Source organism: Jannaschia sp. M317 (assembly GCF_025141175.1).
Taxonomy (GTDB): Bacteria; Pseudomonadota; Alphaproteobacteria; order Rhodobacterales; family Rhodobacteraceae; genus Jannaschia.
Genome location: NZ_CP081155.1, coordinates 379799 through 391196, shown reverse-complemented (window position 1 = coordinate 391196; position 11398 = coordinate 379799). Strand labels below are relative to the sequence as shown.

General features: G+C 66.6%; 13 protein-coding genes. 8 read left to right on the top strand and 5 right to left on the bottom strand.

Features of this window, described 5'->3' with window-relative positions:
• The first annotated feature begins 2 nt into the window (after window positions 1-2).
• Window positions 3-326: an HNH endonuclease gene (locus K3551_RS02090; RefSeq protein ID WP_259917275.1), complete on the top strand. Its 324-nt coding sequence runs from the start codon at window positions 3-5 to the stop codon at window positions 324-326.
• 47 nt (window positions 327-373) lie between these two features.
• Here the strand turns inward: K3551_RS02090 and msrA are convergent, their stop codons facing one another.
• From msrA to K3551_RS02075, 3 genes are all read right to left on the bottom strand, one after another.
• Complete coding sequence (gene msrA, locus K3551_RS02085) at window positions 374-994, bottom strand: peptide-methionine (S)-S-oxide reductase MsrA (RefSeq protein ID WP_259917273.1); 621 nt, start codon at window positions 992-994, stop codon at window positions 374-376.
• 70 nt (window positions 995-1064) lie between these two features.
• Window positions 1065-2084 (bottom strand): AbrB family transcriptional regulator, encoded by a 1020-nt coding sequence (locus tag K3551_RS02080; RefSeq protein ID WP_259917272.1) that lies wholly within the window; start codon window positions 2082-2084, stop codon window positions 1065-1067.
• A 57-nt stretch (window positions 2085-2141) separates the two neighbouring features.
• Window positions 2142-3362, bottom strand: a complete 1221-nt coding sequence (locus tag K3551_RS02075; RefSeq protein WP_259917271.1) for an argininosuccinate synthase — start codon at window positions 3360-3362, stop codon at window positions 2142-2144.
• A 317-nt stretch (window positions 3363-3679) separates the two neighbouring features.
• On the opposite strand from K3551_RS02075, the gene K3551_RS02070 reads away from it, so the two are divergent.
• Together K3551_RS02070 and ilvA are read left to right on the top strand one after the other, a co-directional pair.
• The gene (locus K3551_RS02070) at window positions 3680-4423 is read left to right on the top strand and encodes a hypothetical protein (protein ID WP_259917270.1); all 744 of its coding nucleotides are present in this window, start codon (window positions 3680-3682) and stop codon (window positions 4421-4423) included.
• Window positions 4416-5648 carry a threonine ammonia-lyase IlvA gene (ilvA, locus tag K3551_RS02065; RefSeq protein WP_259917269.1) on the top strand — a complete coding sequence of 411 codons (1233 nt, stop codon included), beginning with the start codon at window positions 4416-4418 and terminating at the stop codon, window positions 5646-5648. The genes K3551_RS02070 and ilvA overlap by 8 nt, the downstream gene beginning before the upstream one ends.
• A 25-nt stretch (window positions 5649-5673) precedes the next feature.
• Here the strand turns inward: ilvA and K3551_RS02060 are convergent, their stop codons facing one another.
• A complete protein-coding gene (locus K3551_RS02060; protein ID WP_259917267.1) occupies window positions 5674-5991 on the bottom strand; it encodes a hypothetical protein in 318 nt (105 codons plus the stop codon).
• 132 nt (window positions 5992-6123) lie between these two features.
• Between K3551_RS02060 and K3551_RS02055 the strand changes: the two genes are divergently transcribed.
• Entirely contained in the window at window positions 6124-7407 is a 1284-nt protein-coding gene (locus K3551_RS02055) for a PP2C family protein-serine/threonine phosphatase (RefSeq protein ID WP_259917266.1), read from the top strand.
• A gap of 123 nt (window positions 7408-7530) precedes the next feature.
• On the opposite strand, the gene K3551_RS02050 is transcribed toward K3551_RS02055, so the two are convergent.
• Window positions 7531-7977: an NUDIX hydrolase gene (locus tag K3551_RS02050; RefSeq protein WP_259917265.1), complete on the bottom strand. Its 447-nt coding sequence runs from the start codon at window positions 7975-7977 to the stop codon at window positions 7531-7533.
• Window positions 7978-8082: 105 nt separating this feature from the next.
• Between K3551_RS02050 and K3551_RS02045 the strand changes: the two genes are divergently transcribed.
• From K3551_RS02045 to K3551_RS02030, 4 genes are read left to right on the top strand one after another with little or no spacing between them, the layout of a single operon-like run.
• A complete protein-coding gene (locus K3551_RS02045; RefSeq protein WP_259917264.1) occupies window positions 8083-9081 on the top strand; it encodes an Hsp33 family molecular chaperone HslO in 999 nt (332 codons plus the stop codon).
• Entirely contained in the window at window positions 9071-9664 is a 594-nt protein-coding gene (locus K3551_RS02040) for a CoA pyrophosphatase (RefSeq protein WP_259917263.1), read from the top strand. Before K3551_RS02045 ends, K3551_RS02040 begins: the two co-directional genes overlap by 11 nt.
• Window positions 9648-10787 carry a CCA tRNA nucleotidyltransferase gene (locus K3551_RS02035; RefSeq protein WP_259917261.1) on the top strand — a complete coding sequence of 380 codons (1140 nt, stop codon included), beginning with the start codon at window positions 9648-9650 and terminating at the stop codon, window positions 10785-10787. Before K3551_RS02040 ends, K3551_RS02035 begins: the two co-directional genes overlap by 17 nt.
• A 2-nt stretch (window positions 10788-10789) precedes the next feature.
• A complete protein-coding gene (locus K3551_RS02030; RefSeq protein WP_259917259.1) occupies window positions 10790-11377 on the top strand; it encodes a LysE family translocator in 588 nt (195 codons plus the stop codon).
• Window positions 11378-11398 lie beyond the last annotated feature (21 nt).

Sequence of the window (11398 nt, the reverse complement as noted above, 5' to 3'; positions counted from 1 at the left end):
GCATGTCAGAGAGCGCGGCGGCAAGCCACCCCATCTGTGCCCTGTGCGCGCGGCCGATCCTGCCGGGCACCCCGCAGAGCCTGCACCACCTGGTGCCCAAGTTGCGCGGGGGCAAAGGCGGGCCTGTCGTTCTTATGCATCAGATATGTCACAATGAAATTCACGCCAGCGCCTCGGAAGCGGAGCTGGCGCGCCTTTGGGATACGCCGGAAAAACTGCGCAGCCACCCGCGTCTGGCGCGGTTCATCGCCTGGGTGCGCAAGCGGCCTGCCGACTTTCATTCCAAGACGCCGGGCGCGCGCCGGGGGTGGAAAACCCGCAGGTGACGGGCGGGTGATCCAGGGGTGATCCAGGTCGGACGCGCGCGCGGATGTCAGCCTGCGAAGGGGGCCGCATCGCCCCAGATTGCGCGCACACGCGCGTCGCGGCCGCAGCCCTGGCGATACCGTTTGTAGGCCGTGGCCTTGGTCACCAGAACGCCGACCGAGGTCACGCCCAGCCGGTCGTCGGATTTGTAATAATCCTGGTGGTAGTCGTCGACCGGATAGAAGGTCCCTGCGTCAACGATCGGGGTGACGATCTGCTGGCCAAGGTCCGCCTCGGCGGCGGATTTGGCGGCCTCGGCCACGGCGCGTTGTTCGGGGCCATCGACGAAGACGGCGGTGGTATATTCCAGGCCCCGGTCACAGAACTGCCCGCCTGCGTCCAGCGGGTCGATGGAGCGGAAGTAGAGATCCAGAATCTCCCGATACGAAATCACGCTGTCATCAAAGGGGATCTGCACCGCCTCGATATGATCGCCGGAGCGGCGATAGACCGGGTTCGCCGTTGTCCCACCGGTAAAGCCCGAGATCGCATCGCCCACGCCCGCGACGCTTTCAAAGTCGGATTCGACGCACCAAAAACAGCCGCCTGCGACAACGGCTTCGCCTGCGGCGGCAGGCAAGGGCAAGAGCGGTAGGGCCAGAAGAGCGGCAATGCGGATTGGGTTCATGGGGACCTCCGGTGGCTGTGTCGTGACATCAGATAGGGGGCACGGGACGCAAAGTCCCATGACAACTGCGTCAGCGCAGCCAGCGAAAGATCAGCGGGGCGCAGGTGATCACGATCACGATCCGCGTCACGTGGTGCATGATCACATAGGTCACATCGGCGCCGGCCACGATTGCCATCACCGCCATTTCCGCCTGCCCGCCTGGGGAAAATGCAAGGATCGCATCCAGTTGCGGGGCCAGGCCCAACAGCACCACGGCTTCGGCAAAGATCGCGGCGATGACCGTCAGGACCAGGCCATGGCCCAGACCGGCCACCAGAAAGCGGCGCACCTCGGCCATCGTGATGCCCGAATATTTGACGCCCACGACCATGCCGATAAAGAATTGCGCGGCCTGGATCGCCTCGGCCGGGGGGCGTTGTTCGATCACTCCGGCAAGGGTCAGGCCGGCGGTCAGGATCAACGGCCCGAGGATCGACGCCCCGAACAGGCCGACACGTTGGGCCAGGTACCAGCCGATCAGCCCGGCGGCGGCCATGATGGCCAGTTCGGTCAGGGTGAAACTGCTGGCGGGCGCGCCGGGGGCGGCGGTCAGGTCGATGTCCCAGACCAGCACGAGCAGGGCGGGGATGATCGTCACGATCAGCAGGACGCGGGTGGCATGCAAAAGCGACAGGGCGCGGGGATCGCCGCCCGCCTCTTCGCCGAACAACAACATGTCCTGCAATCCGCCGGGCATGGCCGCGTAAAAGGCGGTCGCCCGGTCAAAGCCGCAGATCCGGCGCAGGAACGGATAGCCCGCCACCCCCGCCGCCAGCAGAAATACCGGGGCCAGCATCAGCGACAGCGCCATCGACGGCAGCTGACTGACCACCGCAGGGGTAAAGGACGCGCCGACGGCCACGCCCAGGATCGTACGCATGGTGTTGGTCAACGGCGGGTAGCTGGACAGCCGCGCGCCCAGCAGTGCCGCCGTCAGGCACCCGAACAGCGGGCCGAGCAGAAACGGGAGGGGCAGCGAAAGGGCGTCGAAGACGAGCACGCCGAGGACACAGATCACGAAGGTGACGGCCAGGCGAAGCACGGTCATAGGCGGCACGCAGCGGCGAGGGCCGGGGGCCCCCGCCGTGCCGATGGCAGTCTGGCGTCAGCCGTCAACGCGCTTGTTGCGGTTGGCGACCAGTTTCAGGCGCAGGGCATTGAGGTGGATGAACCCCTTGGCGTCGCGTTGGTCGTAGGCGCCCGCATCCTCTTCGAAGGTGACGTGCGCCTCGGAATAGAGGGAATGATCGGACCAGCGCGCCACGGTGCGGGCCACGCCCTTGTAAAGCTTCAGGCGGACGGTGCCGGTGACGTGTTCCTGGCTCTTGTCGATCAGGGCCTGCAGCATCTCGCGCTCGGGCGAGAACCAGAAACCGTTGTAGATCAGCTCCGCGTAGCGGGGCATGATCGAATCTTTCAGGTGGCCCGCGCCGCTGTCCAGCGTGATCTGTTCGATGCCGCGATGCGCCTCCAGCAGGATGGTGCCGCCGGGGGTTTCATAGATGCCACGGGATTTCATGCCGACAAAGCGGTTCTCGACCAGGTCCAGAACGCCGATCCCGTGCTTGCCGCCCAACTCGTTGAGACGGGTCAGGATCGTGGCGGGCGACATCGCCTCGCCGTCGATGGCCACGGCATCGCCGCGCTCGAAGGTGACTTCGATGAACTCGGGCGTGTCGGGGGCCTGTTCGACCGGGACCGTGCGTTGCAGCACGTAGTCGGGGGCGACCTCGGCGGGGTCTTCCAGGACCTTGCCCTCGGACGAGGTGTGCAAAAGGTTGGCGTCGACCGAGAAAGGCGCCTCGCCGCGCTTGTCCTTGGCGATCTGGATCTGGTGCTGTTCGGCGAACTCGATCAGCTTGGTCCGCGAGGTCAGATCCCATTCACGCCAGGGCGCGATGACCCGGATGTCGGGGTTCAGGGCATAGGCGGCCAGCTCGAAACGGACCTGATCGTTGCCCTTGCCGGTGGCCCCGTGGGCGACCGCATCGGCCCCCTCGGCGGCGGCGATTTCCACCAGCCGCTTGGAGATCAGGGGCCGCGCAATGGAGGTGCCCAGCAGATACAGCCCTTCATAGAGCGCGTTGGCGCGGAACATCGGAAAGACGAAATCGCGAACGAATTCTTCGCGCAGGTCCTCGATATGGATGGAGGTGGCCCCCATCATCTCGGCCTTTTTGCGCGCAGGCTCCAGCTCCTCTCCCTGGCCCAGGTCGGCGGTGAAGGTCACGACCTCGCAGCCGTATTCCGTCTGAAGCCACTTGAGGATGATCGAGGTGTCCAGCCCGCCGGAATAGGCGAGCACGACTTTCTTGGGCGCGTCCATGTCTGTCTCCGATGTTTGCGCATGCGGGTAGGCCGCTTCGACCCATATCGCAAGGGCCATCGGCGGATCGGGGGGGCGGTGTGGCCCCCCGGTTCCGTGAAAGGCGGCCCCTGTCCTCGGCTGTCGCAGCCGGGAGAGTGGGTCCGCGATGGCCGGGCGGGGGGGCTGGCCCGGAAGCCATGGGCCCGGTCGAAGAGAGGTCCGCGCGGGTCTTGGCGGGCCATGATCGGTGGGGGGGTGCCCCGCCCCGCGTTGACGCTGCGGACGGGGGGGCCTAGGGCTTGGCCAACCGAGACGGCGAAGAACCGGAGGCCCTCATGCTGAGCTGGAACATCTTCAGGCGCGCACTGACCCTGATCATCGACAATATCGGCGCGGCCTTGCGGGTTTCGGCGCTGCCCTATGGGGTGCTGGTCGTGGTCAGCCTGTATTTCGTCGGGTCCGCCGACGTGATGTCGGTCACGACGCTGGATCCGACGGGGGGCGACCTGCCGGATATCCCCGACGGCTTCATCGGCGCGCTGCTGATCACGTCCCTGGCGCAGCTGTTCGCCTTTCTGTGGATCGCCGTCGCCTGGCACCGCTATGTCCTGCTGGAAGAGGGCGGGGCCACCTGGGTGCCGCCGTTCCACGGTGATTTGATGTTGGGCTATTTCGGCCGCTCCTTCCTGTTGGGCCTGATGGTGTTCGGTGTGGTTATCGGCGTGTCGATGACGCTGGGCCTGGTCGTGCCCGCGATGGCCATTCCGGTGTCCTTCGTGCTGGCCACGATCGTCACCTACCGCTGCGGCATGATCCTGCCCGCCGGGGCCGTGGGCCGCAGCCTGAAGATCGGGGACGCCTGGGAGGCGACCAAGGGCCAGTCCGGCACCATGGTCTTGCTGGCGTTGCTGACCTACGCCTTGTCGCTGTTGTTGCAGGTGCCAACGATGCTGGACGGCGAAGTGGGTGTCATTTCGACTATTTACGGACTGGTCGTGGGGTGGTTCCTGTTGCTGGTCGGGGTCAGCATTCTGACCTCTCTTTATGGGCACCTGATCGAGGGGCGGCCCGTTGACTGATATCGCCCGCGCGGCCGAGGCGGCCACCGCCGCCATGCGCGACGTGTTTCCGGCCACGCCCCTGCAACGCAACGATTACCTGTCGGATCGTTTCGGCGCGGACATCTGGTTGAAGCGCGAGGATCTGACGCCGGTGCGGTCCTACAAGCTGCGGGGCGCGTTCAACGCCATGCGCAAGATGGCGGGCGGCCGCGTGGCCTGCGCCAGCGCGGGCAATCACGCCCAGGGCGTCGCCTGGATGTGCCGGCATCTGGGGGTGGAGGGCGTGATTTTCATGCCTGTGACCACCCCCGGACAAAAGGTCGCCAAGACCCGTCTGTTCGGCGGTGACCGGGTGGAAATCCGGCTAACCGGTGACTTTTTCGATGACACGCTGGCGGCGGCCAAGGCCTGGTGCGCGGACAGCGGGGCGCAGTTCCTGTCGCCGTTCGACGATGCGGATGTGATCGAAGGTCAGGCCTCCGTCGCGGTGGAAATCGCCGAGCAGATGGGGGGTATGCCTGACCTGATCGTCCTGCCGGTGGGGGGCGGCGGTCTGTCGGCGGGGATGCTGGGCTATCTGCGGGCGCGGGGCACGGTGCCCGACATGCGGTTTGTCGAACCGCTGGGCGGTGCCAGCCTGACGGCGGCACTTGCGGCGGGGCATCCCGTCACGCTGGAGACGCTGGACAATTTTGTCGACGGGGCAGCGGTGGCGCGGATCGGCGCGAAACCTTTCGAGATCTTGCGCCAGGTGCCGCCGCAGCATGTTCTGCGCGTGCCCGAGAATCGGATCTGCATCACCATCCAGGAGCTGTTGAACACCGAAGGCGTTGTGCTGGAACCGGCGGGGGCCCTGTCCGTCGATGCCCTGCGCGATCTGGGGCCGGAAATTGCGGGCCGGCGCGTGGTCTGCATCACGACGGGCGGCAATTTCGATTTCGAACGCCTGCCGGACGTCAAGGAACGGGCGATGCGTTACGCCGGGTTGAAGAAATACTTCGTTTTGCGCATGCCGCAGCGGCCCGGTGCGTTGCGGGATTTCCTGTCGATCCTGGGACCGAACGACGACATCGCGCGATTCGAATACCTCAAGAAGTCGGCGCGCAATTTCGGCACCGTGCTGATCGGGATCGAAACCACCACACCCGAAGCGATTCCGGCGCTGGAGTCGCGGATGGACGAGTTGGGGTTCGCCTGGCGCGACCTGACGGATGATCCTTTGCTGGGTGAATTGGTGATCTGAACCGCCCCCGGCCCCGTGCAGGCCGCTATTGCCCCGGTTCGACCGGGGCGAAGATGTCGGTCAGACGCTCCAACTCCTGCGACAGGGCGGCGGCAGAGGCGGCGCGGTCGGTGGCAGGAACGGTCGCGGCATCATCTGCGGCGCGCGCCATGGAAATCAGGCCGATGTTGAGCGCCCCGCTGCGCAGGAAATGTGTGGCCTTGGCGTGGGCGGCGGCATCGAGACCGGTGGAAATGCCCGCAATGGCGCGCTGCGCCTCCGTCAGGAACATGCCCATCACAACGCGGAGGTCATCTTCCCCGATTTCGCGTTTCAATTCTTCGATGCGTCGATCATCCACCATGGGATCGTTGTGCCGCGGGACCTATGAACAGACGGTAAAGCCCGCGGTCCGTTTGCCGACAATTCGAGGGTTCACCTCGCGTTAAACCCCAAACCCTAGCAAGACGGCGTGAACCGCAGTTTCGGACGAGTCATGGACGCCATTGCCCCCGCCTTGCCGCCGCCGTCGATCAAGACGGTCCGGCCCTGTGTCCTGATCGTGGACGACAGCGCGTCCCAGCGACAGCTGCTGTCCGTCGTTCTGTCACGCATCGGCCTGGACGTGATCACTGCGGCCAGTGGGGAACAGGCCCTGTCGATCTGCAGCGGGCCCGATGGGCACCGCATCCGGATCGTCATCAGCGACTGGCAGATGACCGGCATGGACGGTCCCGAATTCTGCCGCGCCTTCCGGATGCTGCGCGGCGATGATTTTGCCTATTTCATCTTGCTGACCTCGCGCACCGATCCGCAGGCCAAGACCCTGGGCCTGGAGGCGGGGGCCGACGATTTCGTCACCCGCCCGGTCGACATGGGAGAGTTGCGCGCGCGCATTCACACCGGGCGGCGCATCCTGCACATGCATGAGGTGTTGTTGCACCGCAATCATGAGGTGCAGACGACCCTGCGCGATCTGCAACTGCTGCAGGACGGAATCAATCGCGACCTGGACGAGGCGCGCAAGTTGCAACGTGATTTCCTGCCGCCAGATCGGCATCGGGCGGTCGGATCGGATATTTCGCTTCGTCTGCTGACCTGCAACCAGATCGGCGGCGACCTGGTCGGCTATTTCGCCATCTCGCCCGAGGAAATCGCGCTCTATTCCATCGACGTCTCGGGCCATGGCATCGCCTCGGCGCTGCTTACGGGGCGCCTGGCGGAGCTGTTCTCGACCCGCGCGCCGCATCGCAACATCGCCTTTCCGCCCGACGGCTCGGGTGCGAAATCGCCGGAACAGGTGATGACGCAGCTCAACGATTTCATGCTGCAGCAGCTGTCGACGGACATCTATTTCACCGCCGTTCTGGCCTATGTGAACCTGATCGATGGGTCGATGCGGTTCTGCCAGGCCGGACATCCACACCCGATGATCCGCCGTGTCGACGGGCGCGTCGAAACCCTGGGGGACGGCGGGCCGCCCGTCGGATTGATCCCCGGCGCCACGTTCGAGGTCTCTACCGGGCAGCTGAATTCCGGGGATGTCCTGATTGCCTATTCCGACGGGCTGACCGAATGCGTCGACACCTGGGGCGACATGCTGGAGGAGGAGGGGCTGATGGACCTGGTCGCCAGCGCCAGCGCAGAACCGGAGGCGGCGATTGCCCATATCGAGGCCGGATTGGTTCGGCACGCGGGCATCCAGGGATTCGACGACGATATCTCAATGGTGATCATGCGGTTTGAGCCGCCCCCCACCCTGGCCGTCGCAGCGGAATAGGGGCGGCGGCGGACACGATCGGAGTCACGGGGTGGTGCACACCCGATGCCCCTGACTGCACGATCCTGCCCCGCGTTGGGACATTCGACGGGGGCGTCGGTCCGCACAGCATGGCGCAGACGATCACAACAGACGCAGCGCCCGGCTCAGGTAGGCCCGGTCGCAGGCGTTGGCCAGCCGGGCGCCTGCCTTGTCCGGGGCAAGCCAAATCGCGCGATGCCCTGGCTCTGACGGTGGGCCCAGGCGGGGCCCGGCCAGGCCCGCGTAGATCGTGCAGAGTTTCTCGGCGTGGAACCCGTATTCCGGCATCCAGGTGAACCGTCGATAGGCCCCGACGCGGCGCAGGATGGCGCAGCGGTGGCCCGTTTCCTCGAAAACCTCGCGGTGCAGCGCGGGCAGGGGGGCCTCGCCCGGATCAATGCCGCCGCCGGGCAGTTGCAGTTCCGTCCGCCCGCTGAGGGTCTGCTCGGTCAGCAAAACTCGTCCACGGTGCAGCAACACGGCATAGGCCCCAGGGCGCAGGCGATAGGTCGCGTCTGGACGGGGCGGGGTGCCGAGACGTGGGATCATGGGACCTCCTGCGGGCAGCCGGGGGGTTTAAGGACGGGGGAGGCTTGCCTATATGGCCACGAATACGCCAAACCGGCCGCTGCCGGAAAGCTGGGAAATCCCGCCATGACCGATGCCACGACCCAAATCTGGGACGATACCGTCCTGCCGTTTCAACTCGATGCTGCCGATATCCGGGGCCGCGTGGCCCGTCTTGATGGCGTGCTCGAACAGGTTCTGGCGCAGCACGACTATCCGCCCGCAATCGAGGCGCTGGTCGCGGAGATGTCCTTGCTGACCGCGTTGATCGGGCAAACCATCGACCTGCGCTGGAAGCTGTCGCTTCAGGTGCGGGGCGACGGGCCTGCGCGGCTGATCGCGACCGATTACTATGGCCCCACCAAGGACGGGGCCCCGGCCCGTATCCGGGCCTATGCCAGTTTCGACGCCGACCGGTTGGAGCCGGAGGCAGCGGTTCCCTTCACCCAGATCGGCAAGGGGTATTTCGCGATCCTGATCGACCAGGGCGAAGGCACGACCCCCTACCAGGGTATCACGCCCATCGCGGGCGGTAGCCTGTCGTCCTGCGCCGAGACCTATTTCGCGCAGTCCGAACAGATCCCGACCCGGTTCGCGCTGGCCTATGGCCGGTCCACCCTGCCGGGCCAGGGCGAGCAGTGGCGCGCCGGTGGCGTGATGTTGCAGCACATGCCAAAAGCCTCGCCCTTTGCGAAGGATGGGGCCAGCGGAGAGGCGGGTCTGCTGACCGCCTCCGACATCCTGGATGCGGACGACAGCGAAAACTGGACCCGCGCCAACGTCCTGCTGGATACCACCGAAGAGATGGAGCTGATCGGGCCCACCGTCGCGCCCACCGACCTGTTGCTGCGGCTGTTTCACGAAGAGGCGCCGCGCGTGTTTGATCCCCAACCGGTGCGGTTCGGGTGCAGCTGTTCGGCGGACAAGGTCCGGCAGAGCCTGTCGATCTATTCAGCGCGCGACATCGGCACCATGACCACGGACGAAGGCATCGTCACCGCCGATTGTCAGTTCTGCGGGGCGCATTACACCTTCGACCCGCAGACGCTGGGCTTCGAGGCGACGAAGGAACCCGATGACGCCTGACGTTCTGAAGGCGGCGCTGGATCGACCGGCGCCGCCGTCGTCCGATTTCGATCTGAACCCGGACGTGATTCTGCCGGGGCGGCGCATTCTGCGGGATGCCGCCGTCCTGGTGCCGTTCATGGACACCGGTGACGGGCTGCGGCTGATGCTGACCAAGCGGTCGTCGCGCCTGCGCCATCATCCGGGGCAGATCGCCTTTCCGGGTGGCAAGATCGACGGCGACGAGACGCCGGAACAGGCCGCCCTGCGCGAGGCAAACGAAGAGGTTGGCCTGCCCGCCGATTGCGCGCACCTGCTCGGGCGTCTGCCGGCCCATGAAACGGTGACCGGGTTCACCGTGACGCCGATTCTGGCGCTGATCCGGCCCTTCGCGCCGGTGCCGGAACCCGGCGAAGTGGCCGAAGTCTTTACCGTGCCGGCCGCGCATGTCCTGACACCCGCCAACTTTGCCGTGGAAAAACGGCGCTGGCGCGGAGAGTGGCGGAGGTTCTACACCGTTCCCTGGGGCCCCTATTACATCTGGGGCGCGACCGCGCGGATCTTGCGCGGCCTGGCGGAGGCAACGGGTGAAGGTAGAGGGTGACTGGCTGACGGCACCGGCCACGCAAGCGGTCTTTGCGATGCTGGACCGGGCCGGGCACCGGGCGCTGGCGGTGGGGGGGTGCGTGCGCAACGCCTTGCTCGGGGCGGCGGTGGCGGACATCGACATCGCGACAGATGCCCTGCCCGAAACGGTGATGGACCTGGCGCATGCCGCCGGTCTGAAACCGATCCCGACCGGCATCGACCACGGCACGATCACGGTGATTTCCGACCATGTCCCGCATGAGGTCACCACCTTCCGCAGGGACATCGACACCGATGGGCGCCACGCGACCGTGGCCTTCTCGACCGAGGTGGCCGAGGACGCGGCGCGGCGCGATTTCACGATGAACGCGCTTTATGCGGATGCGCGCGGCGGGCTGGTCGATCCGCTGGGCGGGCTGGCGGACCTGCGGGCCCGGCATGTGCGGTTCATAGGCGAAGCGGAGGCGCGGATCGCCGAGGATTACCTGCGCATCCTGCGATTTTTCCGCTTTACCGCCTGGTACGGCGACCCCGCGCTGGGCCTGGACGGCGAGGGGCTGGCCGCCTGTGCCGCCGGGGCCGAGGGGCTGGACCGGATCAGCGCGGAACGGATCGGACAGGAATTGCGAAAGCTGCTGGCCGCGCCCGATCCGGGCCCGTCCGTGGCGGCGATGGCGCAGGCCGGCATCCTGGCCCGGATCCTGCCGGGGGCAGAGGTCACCGCCCTGCCTGTCCTGATCCATCTGGAGCAGCGGGCGGATTGGGTCACCCGGCTTGCGGCGCTGGGTGGCGATGTCGGGCGGTTGCGCCTGTCTCGGGCAGAGCTGCGCGCGCTGGCCGATGTGGGTGGCGGCGCGCGGGACGGGGCCTCTGCCTTTGCGCTGGGCGACAGGTTGGGCGCGCGGGCCTGCGATGCGGTGATCCTGCGCGCGGCCCTGATGGGGCAGGCGGTCGACCCCACCGACCTGGACTTGGCGGCGGAGGGCGCGGCGGTAGAGTTCCCGCTGGCAGCAGCCGACCTGATGCCGGAGCTTTCGGGCCCCGCATTGGGCGCGGCCCTGCAGGCGGCCCGCGCGGCCTGGCACGACAGCGGTGGCACATTGGACCGGACGGCCCTGCGCCGGATCGCGTTGCGGTGACCATGGACGGTTTTGATCCCCTCTATCTGTTCGTCTTTGCCGGGCTGTTCACGCCGGGGCCGAATGTCATCCTGTTGACCGCCTCGGGCGCGCGGTTCGGGTTTCGGCCCACGCTGCCGCATGTGCTGGGCGTGGCGTTTGGTGTGGGCGTTACCTCGGCGTTGACGGCGGTGGGGGTTGGCGCGCTGCTCCTGGCGGTGCCGGGGCTGAAGCTGGCGTTGCAGGTGGCCGCCGTCGCCTGGATCCTGTGGATGGCGTGGAAGCTGTTCCGGTCGCGCGGGGCCAGTGCAGAAGGCAAGGATCGGCCCTTTACCTTTGTCGAGGCGGTGCTGTTCCAGTGGGTCAATCCAAAGATCTGGATCGTCGCCCTGGCCGCGTCCTCGGGGTATGCCTCGGACCTGCCTGCCCATCTGGAGGCCCTGCGCATCGGGTCTGCCTTTAGCGGGATCAACCTGTTCGTCTGTCTGTTCTGGACCTTTGCGGGCACCTTGCTGGCCTACCTTTTGCGCACGCCGCTGGCCTGGCGGGTTTTCACAACGGTGATGGCGGCCGCACTTGCCGCGTCCGGTGTCATGGTCTTTCTGGCCTGACGGGTTATATCGCAAGGGCAG